The sequence below is a fragment of the Pseudomonas sp. CC6-YY-74 genome (genome assembly GCF_002025205.1).
In the GTDB taxonomy this organism is placed as follows: Bacteria; Pseudomonadota; Gammaproteobacteria; order Pseudomonadales; family Pseudomonadaceae; genus Aquipseudomonas; species Aquipseudomonas paeninsulae.
This window is the reverse complement of sequence record NZ_CP019947.1, coordinates 4,515,381-4,531,075: the sequence shown is the minus strand read 5'-3', so window position 1 is coordinate 4,531,075 and position 15,695 is coordinate 4,515,381. Positions and strand designations below refer to the sequence as shown.

The following is a 15,695-nucleotide window of genomic DNA, read 5'->3' as shown; positions in this document are numbered from 1 at the left end:
GACCGTCATCAGTCGAACACCCCCTGAATGTCATCCAGCGTGGGCATTCTTGCCGGTACTACCGTGAACTCACAGTCCAGGGCACCCAGCACTCGCGCATAGGCCATCATCCCCACGGAGAGGTCGCCCTTCTCGACGGCGATGACCTTCTGCCGGGTGATGCCGGCCAGGGAGGCCAGCGCGGCCTGGGTCAGTCCGCGATTCAGGCGACGCTGCCTAACCTGTTCGCCAAGCCGCGTCGTGATAAGGGAATAGTCCATGTTCTGTATACGCAACAATTCACATGAAATGTAACGTATACCGGACTACCGGGAAAATCAAAGGGGATGCAGTCACTCAGCCCAAGAACCGACGCTACGCGGCCATATAGCGATCCACCACCACGCGCAATTCGCGACTGCGTTGCCGGTAGGTTTCCAGCACCTGCTGATAGGTCTCTACGCTTGCTTCTAATAGCGAGTACTGCAGGTCAAAGGCTTCGCTGTCCATCGCTTCCCACTGCGCGATCAATTGAAGATCCGGTTGGGCTTTCTGGCTTTCCGCATGGACCAGATAAGTCAGACCGGAGACGAAGAAATCAACCGTGTCCTCGACGCTCTCCAATAGAGCCAAGCATTGGCTGTGGGTCATTCCCAGCTCTTCGGCTCCCGGTAACAACATGCTGCCTCCTTTCAAGCCAGTCCCAATCGGGGACTCATCAGTCCCAGATTGGGACTGATCGGGGGCTGTCGCGTCAACGCCTGATCCGCAAAACGATCAGCAGCATCTGCGCAGTCATCGCCCGATGGAAAAGCAAAACCTGACCGCTTCGCGGTACAAAAAACAGTACGCTGACGGTACCGTGCCCAGCTTTTACAGACTCCTCTAAATCACCCTTAAACCCATCTACGACGCTACTTTCAGCTAACTGTACCTGCGCGTAGCTACGCACCCTTTCACTGGGCTTGCGGCGTTTTGTGGGAGCGAAGGGGGCGCCATGCTGGGGTACCTGGCCCATGCCCGCGACTTTGTCGCGCTGTCTGGGTTTCGCGGACATGGTCCGCTCCTACAGGTAGCCTTCGCGCATGCAGTACTCGCAACAGTTAACGGGTACATAGCCAATCAAACAGCCCAGAACACTGCCGGCTGGGCGCCCGCGGCTTAACCGATCGACTATCGCAGATGCGCCGGATGCGCGCCATTAGCCCATGGCATGAGCCACGGGGCGGCGGCGGCGACTAGTCTAGAGGGCGGCGCGCAGGGCGGCCGGCCTTGCGCCGCTGCCACCATCGCGCGCCACAGGGGGAGCGACGTCCGGATTTACGGACACTGGTCTTTATTTCTGGACACTCTGACTTGGCGACCGCAAAACCTGTCCAGATTTCCGGACACAATACTCAGCTGCTTATTAAATAAAATATTAATCAATTGATCTAAAAGGATTTATTCAATGAGGCACAGAACCTGCTTAGTCCCAACGGCTAACCGTCGGCGCCCTTGCAGCGCCGACCGCTGCAGCTGACGGGGCGTGATCCGCCCCGCTTCGCCTTGGTCGCTGCCCGACCGGCAGCCCAGACAAAAACAACAACAAGGAACTCCAGCATGTCGATGAAGCTACAGTTGTCCCGCCTGACCCACGGCATCACTGCCGCCGCGCTGCTTACCGGCAGCCTGCTGGCCAGTCCGGCGATGGCCACCGAGAAGATCCGCTGGCAGGTGCCGCTGGCCTTCCCGTCGCACCTGATAGGCCTGACCACTCCGATCAAGCACCTCGCCGAGTCGCTCAAGACCATTTCCGCCGGTGACATTCAGCTGCGCTACTACGAGCCGGGCGAACTGGTGCCGCCGTTCGAGATCATGAATGCGGTGAGCAGCGGCAAGTACCCGGCCGGCTACACCTGGATCGGCTACGACCAGGGCAGCATCCCGGCCCTGCCGCTGTACTCCGGTGCGCCCTTCAACATGGAGCCGCCGGCCTACCTGGCCTGGTACTACCAGGGCGACGGCAAGAAGCTGCTGGAAGAAATCTACGCCCCGCACAACATCCACCCGATGCTGTGCAGCATCATCGGCCCGGAAGGCGCCGGCTGGTTCGCCAAGCCAATCACCCAGCTGCAGGACTTCGACGGCCTGCGCATCCGCTTCGCCGGTATCGGCGGCAAGGTGCTGGAGAAGCTCGGCGCCTCGGTCACCATGATCCCCGGCGGCGAGATCTATCAGGCGCTGGAGCGCAAGACCATCGACGCCACGGAGTTTTCCCAGCCGGCGATCGACAAGATGCTCGGCCTCGACCAGATCATCAAGAACTACATCATGCCGGGCTGGCACCAGACCCTTACCACCTCGCACCTGCTGGTCAACCAGGATGTGTGGGACAAGCTCGAGCCGCAGAGCCGCGCGCTGATCGAGATGGGCTGCGAATCGGCCACCCTCAAGGGCCTGGCCGAGAGCGAGTGGGCCCAGCCGACCGCCCTCGCCGAGTACAAGAAGGAAGGGGTGAAGGCCCAGGTCCTGCCCGAGCCGGTGCTGCGCGAACTGCAGCGCGTGACCAACGAGGTGCTCGACGAAATCGCCGGCCAAGACGCCATGTTCAAGCGTGTGCTGACCAGCCAGCGCGAGTTCATGAGCCTGCACGGCACCTGGCACAGCATGGGTTACCTGCCACGGGACTTTTACCAGCACGACTGATCACGCACCCTGAACCTGCACGGGCCCGGCCATGCCGCGGCCCGTTGCGTCTTCCTGCCTGATACGTGCGAGGTTTTCCCGATGCAGCAACCTGCTTCTGCCGATCCGCTGGCCACCGCTGATCTGCCCAACAATCGCCTGTCCTGGCGCCTGGACCGCCTGATCGTCGCCATCGGCCACGCCAGTGCCTGGCTGTGGCTGGCGGTGCTGGGGGTGGTGCTGAGCAATGTGTTCAGCCGTTTCGTCCTGGCGCGCGGCTCGATCGCCCTGGAAGAGCTGTCCTGGCACCTGTTCGGCGCCGCGATGATGCTGTCCCTGGCCTATGCCGTGGTGCGCGACGACCATGTCCGCGTCGATGTCCTGCGCGAGAAGTTCTCCCTGCGCCTGCAGGCCCAGATCGAGCTGGCGGGCATCGTCCTGCTGGCCCTGCCGATAATCGGCCTGATGATCGACAGCCTGATCCCTTATGCCTACACCGCCTTCGTCTATCAGGAACACTCGCAGGCGCCCAGCGGGCTGCCCTACCGCTTCCTGTTCAAGAGCGTGTTGTCGCTGGGCCTGATCCTGGTGGCCATCGCCCTGGTTTCCCGCGCCTCACGCTGCAGCACCCTACTGTTCAACTTCCCCCGGGCCATTAGCGTGCCCGCCGATGACCGCGATGGCGGCCACCACAATGGCGGCCATCCGCATCCCTGATCACGAGGCTGAAGTAATGGGTCTGGAACAACTGCTTGTCATTGCCATGTTCGCCAGCTTCATGGGCTTGCTGCTGCTGGGTTTCCCCGTGGCCTGGTCGCTGGCCGGCATCGGCCTGGTCTTCGCCGCCACCGGCCATGTGCTGGTTGAGTATTTCGACGCCGACCTCTGGTTCACCTGGAGCGGCACCATCGGCGTGCTCGATGCGCGCATCTACGGCATCGTCGCCAATGAGTTGATGGTGGCGCTGCCGCTGTTTATCTTCATGGGCATCATGCTCGACCGCTCCGGCATCGCCGAACGCCTGATGCACAGCCTGGTGCGGGTGCTGGGGCCGCTGCGCGGCGGCTACGCGATCACCGTGGTGATCGTCGGCGTGCTGCTGGCCGCCTCCACCGGCATCGTCGGCGCCTCGGTGGTGCTGCTCGGCATGCTCTCGCTGGGGCCCATGCTGCAGGCCAACTACAACAAGAGCCTGGCGGTCGGCACCGCCTGCTCGGTGGGCACCCTGGGCATCCTGGTGCCGCCGAGCATCATGCTGGTGCTGATGGCCGATCGTCTCGGCACCCCCGAGGCCTCGGTCGGCAAGCTGTTCATGGGCGCGCTGATTCCCGGCATGATGCTCGCCGCCCTGTACATCCTCTATATCGTGATCGTGTCCTGGCTGAAAAAGGACTTCGCCCCGGCGCCGAAAAACCGCCAGCCCCTCGACGGCCGCGCCCTGATCGACGTGTTCATGGCCGTGGTGCCGCCGCTGGTGCTGATCCTCGCGGTGCTCGGTTCGATCTTCTTCGGCATCGCCACCACCACCGAGGCCTCGGCGGTAGGTGCCGCCGGCGCCCTGCTGATGGCCGGGCTCGGCCGCCGGCTGAACCTGGCCATGCTCAAGGAGGCGCTGTACCAGACCAGCCGCACCACCGCGTTCATCTTCGGCATCTTCATCGGCGCCACGGTGTTCGCCGCGGTGCTGCGCGGCCTCGGTGGCGACGACGTGGTGCGCGCGGCGCTGACCGGCCTGCCGTTCGGCCAGACCGGCGTGCTGCTCACCGTGCTGTTCATCACCTTCCTGCTGGGCTTCTTCCTCGACTGGGTGGAGATCACCCTGATCATCCTGCCGCTGGTGGCGCCGGTGCTGTTCTCCATGGGCGTCGACCCGCTGTGGTTCGCCATCCTCTTCGCCCTGTGCCTGCAGACCTCGTTCCTCACCCCGCCGGTGGGCTTCGCCCTGTTCTACATCAAGGGCGTGTGCCCGCCCGAGATCACCACCCGCGACATCTACCTGGGCGTGGCGCCCTTCATCGCCCTGCAATTGCTCGGCCTGGCCCTGGTGTTCAATTTCCAGGAGCTGGCCACCTGGCTGCCCAACGAGGTGTATGGCGGCCCGTAGGAGCCTGTCGCACTTAACGCTGTTCTACTGCGGAAAAGCCGGATTTGGTCATTTTTGCTGCTTTCCCTCGTTAAATAGCCAGCTATTCGCCTCGGAAAAACAACAAAACTGCCTCAACCCGGACTTTCCCTCGCTACGAACGGTCAAGTCCGACAGGCTCCTAGACCAACCTTTCCCCGAGCCGCCCCCGACGGGCCCTCGGGGGAACGCCTTGCCTCCAGTGTGCGGCGGCTCCCATACTCCCTCGCATCATCCTGTGGAACCCCTGCTGCCATGGCCATATCCCGCGACGACCTCGACCAGCACGGCCTGATCGTCGGCGTGTCCCCCGAGCGCTTCCGCGCGGTGGCCATGCCGCTGCTGTTCGATCACCTCAACGCCCAGTGTGAGGGCACCATCGCGGTCAACCGTCAGGCACGGATCGTCTGGATCAACGACAAGTACGCCGAGAAGGTCGGCATCAGCGATCCGCGCAGCGTGCTCGGCAAGGAGATCGAGCAGGTGTTGCCGGCGAGCAAGCTGCGCGAGGTGGTGGAGAGCGGTCAGCCGAGCATGCTCGACCTGATGGCCTTCGGCAGCGAGCACTTCGTGGTCACCCGTATCCCGCTACGCGACGAGGACGGCACCCTGGTCGGCGCCCTGGGTTTCGTCCTGTTCGACCGCGCGCGCCACCTGAAACCCTTGATGGCCAAGTTCAACGTGCTGCAAAACCAGTTGCTCGCCACCCAGAACGAACTGGCCAAGGCCCGCCGCGCGCGCTACACCATCGCCGGCTTCATCGGCAGCAGTGCTGCCGCCAGCGAGGTCAAGCGCCAGGCCCGGCGCGCCGCCCAGCTCGACGCCACGGTGCTGCTGCGCGGCGAGACCGGCACCGGCAAGGAGCTGCTGGCCCAGGGCATCCACAACCTGTCGCCGCGGGCCAACGGCCCCTTCGTCGCGGTCAACGTTGCCGCCATCCCCGAGACCCTGGTCGAGGCCGAGCTGTTCGGCACCGCCCCCGGCGCCTACACCGGCGCCGACCGCAAGGCGCGCATCGGCAAGTTCGAGGTGGCCAACGGCGGCACCCTGTTCCTCGACGAGATCGGCGACCTGCCGCTGGCGCTGCAGGCCAAGCTGCTGCGCGTGCTGCAGGAGCAGGAGGTCGAGCCGCTCGGCTCGAATCAGGTCAAGTCGCTCAACGTGCGGGTGATCGCCGCCACCCATATCGACCTGGAGGCCAAGGTCGCCGCCGGCCAGTTCCGCGACGACCTCTACTACCGCCTCAACGTGCTGGCCCTGCACGTGCCGCCACTGCGCGAGCGCCGCGAGGACATTCCCACCCTGGTCGAGCACCTGCTCGATGACATCGCCAACCGCTCCGGCCAGGCGCCCATGGAACTGAGCCGCGAGGCCCTGGCGCTGCTCGGCCGGCAAGCCTGGAAAGGCAACGTGCGCGAGCTGCGCAACCTGCTGGAGCGCACGCAGCTGGACGCCGAAGGACCGCTGCTCGACGCCGCGCAGCTGCAGCCGCTGCTGGCCGCGCCCGGCGCACCCCTAACGACAGCGACAGCGGCCAGCCCGCTGGCGGAAGCCGCGCCGCTCACCGACGAACCCCTGCAGCCCTTGGCGCAGAGCGTCGCCGCCGCCGAGCGCCGCGCCCTGCAACTGGCCCTGGTGGCCTGCGCCGGCAACCGGCGGCGCACCGCCAGCGAGCTGGGCATCTCCCGCGCCAGCCTGTACAGCAAGCTGCAACAGCATGGCTTGAGCGCGCGCTAGAACGGAATCCCGCTGCACCGCACAGCCCGTAGGGCGGACCGGGCGGCGTTCCGATCAGGAGCGCAGCGAACAGTCCGCCAGCTTTTGTGCCGCGCCGATCAACCACGGCGCACTGCCTGCGGCGAGTACACCCTACGGATCGTGGCTTGCTTCCAAATTCGACAGCCACCATCTGCCCGTAGGGCGGACCGGGCGGCGTTCCGATCAAGAGCGCAGCGACAGCCCACCAAGCGATAGCGAAAATGCCCCCCTTCCCCTGCGCTAGTACGCCTTACCGACCAAGCGAGGAGGGCCGCGCTCCGCGCACGCCGCCGTCCAGAAAACTGGACAATGTCTTCGGCAGCTACTGCCTCTCTGAGCATGTCCAGATAAGCAGACACTCGCATTCGCCCTGGCAGCTGCGTGCGAAGCAAGGCGACGCAGCCGACACGGGTCGCCAAGCCTCATGGCGCCTGGCCCGCAGCCTGTTCTTCGACTTTCCCCAACGCCCCGCGAACGACTTGGCATGCCTTTCGCTAAAGCTTGTCTATCCACCGCACCGGGCCGCCGCCCGGATGCTTGAAGTCGACGCGCCGTAGAGCGCGCCAGAAAACAACAACAAAAGGAATCACCCCACCATGGGTACCCTCGGTATTCTGATTTCCCTCGCCCTGCTGATGTACCTCGCCTACCGCGGCCTCAACGTGCTGATCCTCGCCCCGCTGCTGGCCCTGCTGGCCCTGCTGTTCGCCGGCGACATCGCGCTGCTGCTGCCCACCTACACCCAGGTGTTCATGAAGGCCATGGGCGGCTACGTGATCCAGTTCTTCCCGCTGTTCCTGCTCGGCGCGCTGTTTGGCAAGCTGATGGACGACTCCGGCTCGGCCCGCGCCATCGCCCACGGCATCGTCGCCAAGGTCGGCAGCCAGCGCGCCATCCTGGCCATCGTGCTGGCCTGCGGCATCCTCACCTATGGCGGCGTGTCGCTGTTCGTGGTGGCCTTCGCCGTCTACCCGATCGGCGCCGCGCTGTTCCGCGAGGCGGGCATTCCCAAGCGCCTGATCCCCGGTGCCATCGCCCTCGGCTCGTTCACCTTCACCATGACCGCGCTGCCCGGCACCCCGGCGATCCAGAACGCCATCCCCAACCCCTTCTTCGGCACCGACGCCTTCGCCGCGCCAGGCCTGGGCCTGATCGCCGGCCTGATCATGTTCGGCCTCGGCACCTGGTGGCTGAGCGCCCAGGCACGCAAGCTGATGGCCGCTGGCGAAGGCTACGGCGCACACCGCGACGATCCAGTGGCCCAGGACACTCGCGGCATCCCCGGTTTCTGGCTGGCGCTGCTGCCGATCCTGCTGGTGATCGGCTTGAACTTCCTGATGGCCAAGCAGGTGCTGCCGCACTTCGACGCCAGCGTCCTGGCCAAGCCGGAGTTCGGCGGCCTGCAGGACGCCAAGTCGCTGATCGGCATCTGGTCGATCATCGTCGCCCTTAGCGCCGCCATCCTGCTGCTGATCGCACTGCACTGGCAGCGCTGGATGGACCTGAAGAAAACCGTCAACGACGGCGCCTTCGGTTCCATGTTGCCGATCCTCAACACCGCCGCCGAAGTCGGTTACGGCACGGTGATCGCCTCCCTGGCCGGTTTCGTGGTGATCCGCGACCTGGTGCTCGGCGTCTCCGATAACCCGCTGATCTCCGAGGCGGTGGCGGTGAACATCCTCTCCGGCATCACCGGCTCGGCTTCCGGCGGCATGTCGATCGCCCTGAAGACCCTCGGCGAGCAGTACTTGACCTTGGCCACCAGCGCCGGCATCAGTCCCGAGCTGCTGCACCGGGTCGCGGCCATGGCCTCCGGCTGCATGGACACCCTGCCGCACAACGGCGCGGTGATCTCGCTGCTGGCGATCTGCAAGCTGACCCACCGCGAGTCGTACAAATTCATCTTCGTCAACACCGTGGCCTTCCCCATGGTCGCGCTGGTCATGGTGATTACGCTGGGCACCCTGTTCGGTAGTTTCTAAGCAACGCTCCTCTGTAGGAGCGGGGGGGACGCCTAGTCCCATGCCCGCGAAAGCCATCGCGGGCATGGCCCGCTCCTACGGTCGAGATACCCCCTTCGTTTCGAGTACCCCGCCATGAGCAAGATCATGACAGCCGCCGCCGCGGTGGCACGCATCGCCGACAACGCCAACGTCGCCACCGGCGGCTTCGTCGGCATCGGTTTCGCCGAACAGATCGCCATCGCCCTGGAGCAGCGCTTCCAGACCGAACAGGCACCGCGCGACCTGACCCTGGTGTATGCCGCGGGCCAGGGCGACGGCAAGGGCCGCGGCCTCAACCACCTGGCCCATGAGGGCCTGGTGCGGCGGGTGATCGGCGGCCACTGGGGCCTGGTGCCCGGCTTGCAGAAGCTGGCGGTGGAGAACCGCATCGAGGCCTACAACCTGCCGCAAGGGGTGATCTCGCAACTGTTCCGCGACATTGCCGCCGGCAAGCCGGGGCAGCTGTCGCGGGTCGGCCTGGGCACCTTCGTCGACCCCGAGTTCGGCGGCGGCAAACTGAATGCCAGGACCACCGTCGAGCTGGTGCGGCGCATGCCGATCGACGGCGAGGACTACCTGTTCTACCAGGCCTTTCCGATCCACGTCGGCATCATCCGCGCCACCAGCGCCGACCCGGACGGCAACCTGTCGTTCGAGCGCGAGGCGCTGACCATCGAGAGCCTGGCCATCGCCATGGCCGCGCACAATAGCGGCGGCCTGGTGATCGCCCAGGTCGAACGCATCGTCGAACGCGGCTCGCTGAATGCGCGCGAGGTGAAGATCCCCGGCATCTTGGTCGACTGCGTGGTGGTGGCCGAACCGCAGAATCACCAGCAGACCTTCGCCACCGCCTACAACCCGGCCTTCGCCGGCGAGACCCGGGTGCCGGTGGACAGCCTGGCGCCGCTGCCGTTGGACGTGCGCAAGCTGATCGCCCGCCGCGCCGCCCTGGAGTTGCAGGCCGGCGCGGTGGTCAACCTGGGCATTGGCATGCCCGAAGGCGTGGCCGCGGTGGCCGCCGAGGAAGGCGTGATCGACCTGCTGACCCTGACCGCCGAGCCCGGCGTGATCGGCGGCATTCCGGCCTCGGGCCTGGACTTCGGTGCGGCGAGCAACCACAGCGCCCTGCTCGACCAGCCCTACCAATTCGACTTCTACGACGGCGGCGGCCTCGACCTGGCCTTCCTCGGCCTGGCCCAGGCCGACGCCGCCGGCAACCTCAACGTGTCCAAGTTCGGCAACCGGCTGTCCGGCGCCGGCGGCTTTATCAACATCAGCCAGAACGCCAAGCGGGTGGTGTTCGTCGGCACCTTCAGCGCCGGCCCCCAGGACATCCGCATCGAGGACGGCCGGCTGCGCATCGTCGAGGACGGCGCGCTGCGCAAGTTCGTCGCCGAGGTCGAGCAGCGCACCTTCGCCGGGCGCCGGGCCGCCGAGCGCGGCCAGCCGGTGCTCTACGTCACCGAACGCTGCGTGTTCGCCCTGACCCTGCAAGGCCTGGAGCTGATCGAGATCGCCCCCGGCGTGGATCTGCAGCGCGACATTCTTGCGCGCATGGACTTCGCCCCCATCGTGCGCCAACCGAAATTGATGGATGCGCGGCTGTTCCGCGCCGAGCGCCTGGGTCTGCGCGAGACCCTGTAACCCTTGAGCGAAAACGCGGGCCCGCGTCTTGGGTCCGCGCTTTTTTTTCAGCTTTCACCCCCCAACCCCACGGCGCTGCCAGTGAACGTCCGAGCTCGCCACCAGCGACTACGGCTGGTCTCGACGGTATCTACCCGCAGCAACGTCGGCAGCGAGCTGGACGAGAACCGCTTTATCGTCAGCTACAGCCTGCCGCTCTGGTAAGCCCGCAACGCAAAAGGCCAACCTCGCGGTTGGCCTTTTGTTTGTCGTGCTCAGAGGCTGTGAAAATATCGAGCGCCGTCGCGAGGCTGCCTCCAGGCGTTCGCGGCAAGGCGCGCTGCTTGAAAAGCGGGGGAGTTTAGTGAGCTAAATGACCCCACTTTTCACGTAGCGCAACGCCAGCAGCGAGCGTTTGGAGGCTGCCGCAGTAGGCGGGAGTTTTTTCACTGTCTCTCAGTTCTGCCGCAGCTTGGACGCGACACCCTCGACGAAGTACTTCATGTGGCCCAGGTCGTCGTCGCTGATGACCTCGCCGGCGGCGACGCGAGTCTTGCCGTCCTGATCGACCACCGGGCCGGTGAACGGATGGAAAGTGCCGGCGCGCATCTCGGCTTCCAATTTATCCACCAGCGCTTTGACATCGGCCGGTACCGAGGGGTTGAGCGGCACGATCTCGATCATCTCGTCCTTGATCCCGCCCCAGGTGGAAGCCGGTTTCCAGGTGCCGTCCAGCACGCTTTGGGTGGTATCGGTATAGAACTTGCCCCACTGGTGGGTGGTGCCGGAGAGCTGCGCCTTGGCGCCGTACTTGCTCATGTCCGAGTGGTAGGAGAAGGCATTCACGCCCTTCTCTTCCGCAGCCTGGACCACGGCGGTCGAGTCGGTGTGGTGGGTGAGCATGTCGGCGCCCTGGGAGATCAGGGTCAGCGTGGCTTCGCGTTCCTTGCCTGGGTCGTACCAGCTGTTGACCCAGATCACCCGCACTTCGGCATCCGGGTTGACGCTGCGCGCGCCACGGGCGAAGGCGTTGATGCCCATCACCACTTCGGGGATGGGGAAGGCGGCGACATAGCCCAGCACGTTGGACTTGCTCATCTTGCCGGCGACCACGCCATTCAGGTAGCGGCCCTCATAGAAGCGCGCGTTGTAGTTGCCGAAGTTCTTGCCCGTCTTGTAGCCAGTGGCATGCATCAGGGTCACGTTGGGGAACTGCTTGGCGACCCGCTCGACGTAGTTCATATAACCGAAGCTGGTGGCGTAGATCAGGTTGTAGCCGCTACTGGCCAGCTCGCGGATGACCCGTTCGGCGTCGGCGCCTTCGGGTACGTTCTCGATGTATTTGGTTTCGACCTTATCGCCCAGGGCCTTTTCCATCTGCAAGCGCCCTAGATCATGCTGGTAGGTCCAGCCGGCGTCGCCGATCGGGCTGATATAGACGAAGCCAACCTTGAGCGGGTCGGCCGCCTGCGCCGCACCCAGCAGGCCAAAGCCCAACGCGGTTGCCATTGCCACACCACTTGCAGCCTTGATGAAATATCTGCGATTAGCCATCAGTTCCTCTCCTAGCGTTCATGCTCTGGTTGTTTTTGTTGTCGGGGGAAATAAATGCAGCGGACCCTTCCCCCTAAGCGCCCGCCAACGGATCAGGCGTCCGGCCGGTAAGGCTGGCCGAGCGACATCGGCGAGTTCAGCCGGATGGTCTGTTGATTACGCGAAATCAGTACCAGCACGAAAATAGTCGCCAGATAAGGCAGCGCCGAGAGCAACTGCGACGGCACCTCGATCTGCAGGCCCGAGCCCTGGATAAACAACTGGCTGATCATCACCCCGCCGAACAGGTAGGCCCCGGCCATCACCCGCAGCGGCCGCCAGGTGGCGAACACCACCAGCGCCAGGGCGATCCAGCCGCGGCCCGAGACCATGCCCTCGACCCACAGCGGGGTGTAGAACACCGACAGGAAGGCGCCACCGATACCGGCCATGGCGCCGCCGAAGATGGTGGCCAGGTAGCGGATGCCGATCACCGAATAGCCGATCGAATGGGCCGACGAGGGCGACTCGCCGACGGCGCGCAAGATCAGGCCGGCGCGACTCTTGTAGAGGAACCAGATCACCCCGCCGAGCAGGGCCCAGGAGAAATAGACCAGGGACTGCTGGTTGAACAGCGCCGGCCCGAGCAGCGGAATATCGGCCAGCAGTGGAATGCGGATCGCCGGCACGGCCGGCAGGGTCAGCGACTCGAAGGGTTTGCCGATAAAGGCCGAGAGGCCGACGCCGAAGATCGTCAGCGCCAGACCGGAGGCCACCTGGTTGGCCATCAGCGTCAGGGTCAGCAGGCCAAACAGCAGGCTCATCAGCGCACCGGCTGCCATGCCGGCCAACACACCGAGATAGGGGTTGCCGGTGTAGTAGGTGGCGGCGAAGCCGGCCACCGCGCCCATCGCCATGGTGCCTTCGGCGCCCAGGTTGAGCACCCCGGATTTTTCGGTGATCAGTTCGCCCAGGGCCACGATAATCAGCGGCGTGCCCGCCACCAGGGTGGCGAACAGTATCGAGGTAATCAGACTCTGCTCCATGTCAGTCTCCCGCCTTGGCCAGGGTCAGCCGCACGCGCAGCCGGTAGTTGATAAACAGGTCCGAACCGAGCAGGAAGAACAGCAACATGCCCTGGAACACCTTGGAGATCGACGCGGGCAGGCTCAGATACAACTGCGCCTGCTCGCCGCCGAGAAACAGCAGCGCCATCAACAGGCTGGCAAAGAAGATCCCGATGGGATTCAGCCGCCCGACGAAGGCCACGATGATGGCGGCGAAGCCGTAGCCGCTGGCGACCTTGTCGGTCAGCTGGCCCATGGGCCCCGCCACCTCGGCCATGCCGGCCAGGCCCGCGCAGGCACCGCCCACCAGCAGGCCGATCCAGATCATCCGTTTGGCCGAGAAGCCGGCATAGCGCGCCGCATCTGCCGCCTCGCCGGCCACGCGCATCTTGAAGCCCAGGTAGCTCTTGTGCATAAACACATAGCCGATCAACAGCACCCCCAGCGCCATCACGAAGGCCAGGTTGAGCCGCGTGCCCTCGAACAGGATCGGCAACAGCGCCGAATCGGCGAACATCTTGCTCTGCGGGAAATTGAAACCATCTGGGTCCATCAAGGGGCCGAACACCAGCCAGGACACCAGCAATTGAGCGACATACACCAGCATCAGCGAGACTAGGATCTCGTTAGCGTTGAAGCGGGTGCGCAGCAATGCCGGGATCGCCGCCCAGGCGGCACCGCCCAGCGCCCCGGCGGCGACCATCGCCGGCAGCACCAGCGGGCCGCTGTAGTCGCCAAAGGCCAGCGCGACCCCAGTCGCGGCACAGGCGCCGAGGATGAACTGGCCTTCTGCGCCGATATTCCACACATTGGCCCGGAAACCGATGGCCAAGCCCACCGCGATGAGCATCAGCGGGACGGCCTTGAGCAGCAATTCGGCCACGCCGTACCAGTAGCGCAGTGGATTGAGGAAGAACACCTGAAAGCCTTCCAGTGGGTCTTTACCCAAGGCGGAGAACAACAGCAGCCCTCCGAGCATGGTCAGTACCACCGCAATCAGCGGCGACAGATAGCTCATGGCGCGCGAGGCTTCGGGGCGGGTTTCAAGCTTGAATGACAGCATGGTGCGCGTTCCCTTGTTATTGGTTGCTGGTCGATGTGGCAGCGCTCTCGCTGCCGGGCCACATGCCGCTCATCCACACGCCGATATCCTCCACCGAGGTCTCGGCCAAGGGCCGCATCGGCGACAAACGCCCATCGGCGATCACCGCGATACGGTCGCAAATCTCGAACAGCTCATCGAGTTCCTCGGACACCACCAGCACCGCGCAACCGGCGTTTCTCAGGTCGATAATCTGCTGGCGGATAAAGGCCGACGCGCCCACGTCCACACCCCAGGTGGGCTGGGCAGCCACCAGCAGTTTGGGGGCCTGCATGATTTCGCGACCCATGATGTACTTCTGCAGATTGCCACCGGACAGCGAGCGGGCCTGCGCCGCCGACCCACCGCACTTGACGTTGAAGCGCTCGATGCATTCGCTGGCAAAGGCCTTGGCCGCGCGAAAATCGATCAGGCCACGCCTGACCAGGCCTTTCGACACGGCGGCGGTGAGAAGCGCGTTGTCGCTGAGCGACATGCTCGGCACCGCGCCACGGCCCAGACGCTCTTCCGGCACGAAGCACAGGCCGATCTGCCGGCGCTGGTCGGGCGACAAGCGTCCCGCCGCGTTGCCGCAGATCTGCACCGGGCCTTTCTCGCTCAGCGGGGTCTCCCCGGAAATAGCCGCCAACAGCTCGGCCTGACCGTTACCCGAGACCCCGGCGATGCCGACGATCTCGCCGGAGCGCACCTCCAGCTGGATGTCCTTGAGATCGGTGCTGAACGGATCAGGCGAGACATGCGACAGGCCGTCCAACTTCAAGCGAATCTCGCCGTCAGTCGGCGCGGCGCTGTGCTCGCAGGCCGGCAGGTCCTTGCCGATCATCAGCCGTGCCATGCTCTTGGGGTTTCCTCGGCAGGAATGCAGGCGCCCGTGACCTTGCCACTACGCAACACGGTGGCGCTGTGGCACAGCTCCTGGATTTCGTCGAGTTTGTGACTGATGTAGAGGATCGAGCAGCCTTCGCTGGCCAGCCGGCGCAGGGTCTCGAACAGGACGCGTACCGCCTGCGGGGTGAGCACCGAGGTCGGTTCGTCCATGATCAGCAGCCGAGGGTTTTGCAGCAGACAGCGGACGATTTCGACCCGCTGGCGCTCGCCGACGGACAGCGCATGCACATGCCGACGCGGGTCGACCGGCAAGCCGTAGCGCGTGGACACCGACTCGATGCGCCGCGCCAGATCCATCAGGTCGGGCTTGCCCGGCAGGGCCAGGGCGACGTTTTCCAGCACGGTCAGGGTCTCGAACAGCGAGAAGTGCTGGAACACCATACCGATGCCCAGGCTACGGGCATGGGCGGGGTTTTCCACCGTGACCGGCTGGCCCTCCCAGAACATCTCGCCGGCGGTTTGTCGGGTCACCCCATAGATGATCTTCATCAGGGTCGACTTGCCGGCGCCGTTCTCCCCCAGCACGGCATGAATCTCGCCGGGCATGACGCGCAGGTCGATGCCATCGTTGGCGACTACCGCGGGGTAGACCTTGCAGATGCCCTTCAAGACCAAGCGTGGCTGGGCATCTGAGGCGGCTGTGGCCTGCTCTTGCTGCATTGGCTTTTCTCCTATCTTCCGATGACCTTAGCAGCTCAAGCGAGCGGGTATCGGCGTTTTATTATTGGAGAGGAGCAGCGCCTTGCGGGGCCTTGCACCCTTCTGGTTAGCCACCCGCAAGACGGCAAGTCAGGGCGGATGCGGAGTCTTGTGTACTACGTTTCTACAAGGCTGCGCAACACAATGTGAACAATCCTATAAATATATGTAAACAATACTGTCGACAGACGAAAGCCCTGCTGCTAGCCGAGCCGCTCTAAATTGATGCTGTTGTTTGCGCGCTAATGGGCAAT

At 64.7% G+C, this 15,695-nt stretch carries 13 protein-coding genes and 1 pseudogene; 7 read left to right on the top strand and 7 right to left on the bottom strand.

Annotation, left to right across the window (positions count from 1 at the left end):
- Positions 1-8: 8 nt before the first annotated feature.
- From B2D37_RS20515 to B2D37_RS20505, 3 genes are all read right to left on the bottom strand, one after another.
- Positions 9-260 (bottom strand): helix-turn-helix transcriptional regulator, encoded by a 252-nt coding sequence (locus tag B2D37_RS20515; RefSeq protein ID WP_079204442.1) that lies wholly within the window; start codon positions 258-260, stop codon positions 9-11.
- Between the two features lie 94 nt (positions 261-354).
- Positions 355-660: a hypothetical protein gene (locus B2D37_RS20510; RefSeq protein WP_079204441.1), complete on the bottom strand. Its 306-nt coding sequence runs from the start codon at positions 658-660 to the stop codon at positions 355-357.
- 73 nt (positions 661-733) lie between these two features.
- Positions 734-1,036 (bottom strand): hypothetical protein, encoded by a 303-nt coding sequence (locus B2D37_RS20505; RefSeq protein WP_079204440.1) that lies wholly within the window; start codon positions 1,034-1,036, stop codon positions 734-736.
- Positions 1,037-1,581: 545 nt separating this feature from the next.
- Here B2D37_RS20505 and B2D37_RS20500 point away from each other — a divergent pair.
- From B2D37_RS20500 to B2D37_RS23465, 7 genes are all read left to right on the top strand, one after another.
- The gene (locus B2D37_RS20500) at positions 1,582-2,667 is read left to right on the top strand and encodes a TRAP transporter substrate-binding protein (protein WP_079204439.1); all 1,086 of its coding nucleotides are present in this window, start codon (positions 1,582-1,584) and stop codon (positions 2,665-2,667) included.
- A gap of 81 nt (positions 2,668-2,748) precedes the next feature.
- A complete protein-coding gene (locus B2D37_RS20495) occupies positions 2,749-3,363 on the top strand; it encodes a TRAP transporter small permease subunit (protein ID WP_079204438.1) in 615 nt (204 codons plus the stop codon).
- 16 nt (positions 3,364-3,379) lie between these two features.
- On the top strand, positions 3,380-4,750 hold the full coding sequence (locus B2D37_RS20490) for a TRAP transporter large permease subunit (RefSeq protein ID WP_079205056.1): 1,371 nt from the start codon (positions 3,380-3,382) through the stop codon (positions 4,748-4,750).
- A 273-nt stretch (positions 4,751-5,023) separates the two neighbouring features.
- Positions 5,024-6,505 (top strand): sigma-54-dependent Fis family transcriptional regulator, encoded by a 1,482-nt coding sequence (locus B2D37_RS20485; RefSeq protein WP_079204437.1) that lies wholly within the window; start codon positions 5,024-5,026, stop codon positions 6,503-6,505.
- A gap of 617 nt (positions 6,506-7,122) precedes the next feature.
- Positions 7,123-8,508 (top strand): GntP family permease, encoded by a 1,386-nt coding sequence (locus B2D37_RS20480; RefSeq protein WP_079204436.1) that lies wholly within the window; start codon positions 7,123-7,125, stop codon positions 8,506-8,508.
- A 114-nt stretch (positions 8,509-8,622) separates the two neighbouring features.
- Positions 8,623-10,173 (top strand): acyl CoA:acetate/3-ketoacid CoA transferase, encoded by a 1,551-nt coding sequence (locus tag B2D37_RS20475; RefSeq protein ID WP_079204435.1) that lies wholly within the window; start codon positions 8,623-8,625, stop codon positions 10,171-10,173.
- An 81-nt stretch (positions 10,174-10,254) separates the two neighbouring features.
- Entirely contained in the window at positions 10,255-10,377 is a 123-nt protein-coding gene (locus tag B2D37_RS23465; RefSeq protein ID WP_218190404.1) for an OprD family porin, read from the top strand.
- A 231-nt stretch (positions 10,378-10,608) separates the two neighbouring features.
- On the opposite strand, the gene B2D37_RS20470 is transcribed toward B2D37_RS23465, so the two are convergent.
- The 4 genes and pseudogenes from B2D37_RS20470 to B2D37_RS20455 all read right to left on the bottom strand — a co-directional run bounded on the left by B2D37_RS20470 (position 10,609) and on the right by B2D37_RS20455 (position 15,402).
- The gene (locus tag B2D37_RS20470) at positions 10,609-11,706 is read right to left on the bottom strand and encodes a BMP family ABC transporter substrate-binding protein (protein WP_079204434.1); all 1,098 of its coding nucleotides are present in this window, start codon (positions 11,704-11,706) and stop codon (positions 10,609-10,611) included.
- A gap of 92 nt (positions 11,707-11,798) precedes the next feature.
- A complete protein-coding gene (locus tag B2D37_RS20465) occupies positions 11,799-12,731 on the bottom strand; it encodes an ABC transporter permease (protein WP_079204433.1) in 933 nt (310 codons plus the stop codon).
- 1 nt (position 12,732) lies between these two features.
- A complete protein-coding gene (locus B2D37_RS20460) occupies positions 12,733-13,812 on the bottom strand; it encodes an ABC transporter permease (RefSeq protein WP_218190400.1) in 1,080 nt (359 codons plus the stop codon).
- Between the two features lie 19 nt (positions 13,813-13,831).
- Positions 13,832-15,402, bottom strand: a pseudogene (locus tag B2D37_RS20455) (ABC transporter ATP-binding protein).
- Between the last annotated feature and the right edge of the window lie 293 nt (positions 15,403-15,695).

Coding starts and splice junctions, on each gene's coding strand:
- B2D37_RS20510 (WP_079204441.1), bottom strand. CDS start 660: ATGTTGTTACCGGGAGCCGAAGAGCTGGGAATGACCCACAGCCAATGC.
- B2D37_RS20475 (WP_079204435.1), top strand. CDS start 8,623: ATGAGCAAGATCATGACAGCCGCCGCCGCGGTGGCACGCATCGCCGAC.
- B2D37_RS20485 (WP_079204437.1), top strand. CDS start 5,024: ATGGCCATATCCCGCGACGACCTCGACCAGCACGGCCTGATCGTCGGC.
- B2D37_RS20480 (WP_079204436.1), top strand. CDS start 7,123: ATGGGTACCCTCGGTATTCTGATTTCCCTCGCCCTGCTGATGTACCTC.
- B2D37_RS20465 (WP_079204433.1), bottom strand. CDS start 12,731: ATGGAGCAGAGTCTGATTACCTCGATACTGTTCGCCACCCTGGTGGCG.
- B2D37_RS20495 (WP_079204438.1), top strand. CDS start 2,749: ATGCAGCAACCTGCTTCTGCCGATCCGCTGGCCACCGCTGATCTGCCC.
- B2D37_RS20505 (WP_079204440.1), bottom strand. CDS start 1,036: ATGTCCGCGAAACCCAGACAGCGCGACAAAGTCGCGGGCATGGGCCAG.
- B2D37_RS20500 (WP_079204439.1), top strand. CDS start 1,582: ATGTCGATGAAGCTACAGTTGTCCCGCCTGACCCACGGCATCACTGCC.
- B2D37_RS20470 (WP_079204434.1), bottom strand. CDS start 11,706: ATGGCTAATCGCAGATATTTCATCAAGGCTGCAAGTGGTGTGGCAATG.
- B2D37_RS20515 (WP_079204442.1), bottom strand. CDS start 260: ATGGACTATTCCCTTATCACGACGCGGCTTGGCGAACAGGTTAGGCAG.
- B2D37_RS20490 (WP_079205056.1), top strand. CDS start 3,380: ATGGGTCTGGAACAACTGCTTGTCATTGCCATGTTCGCCAGCTTCATG.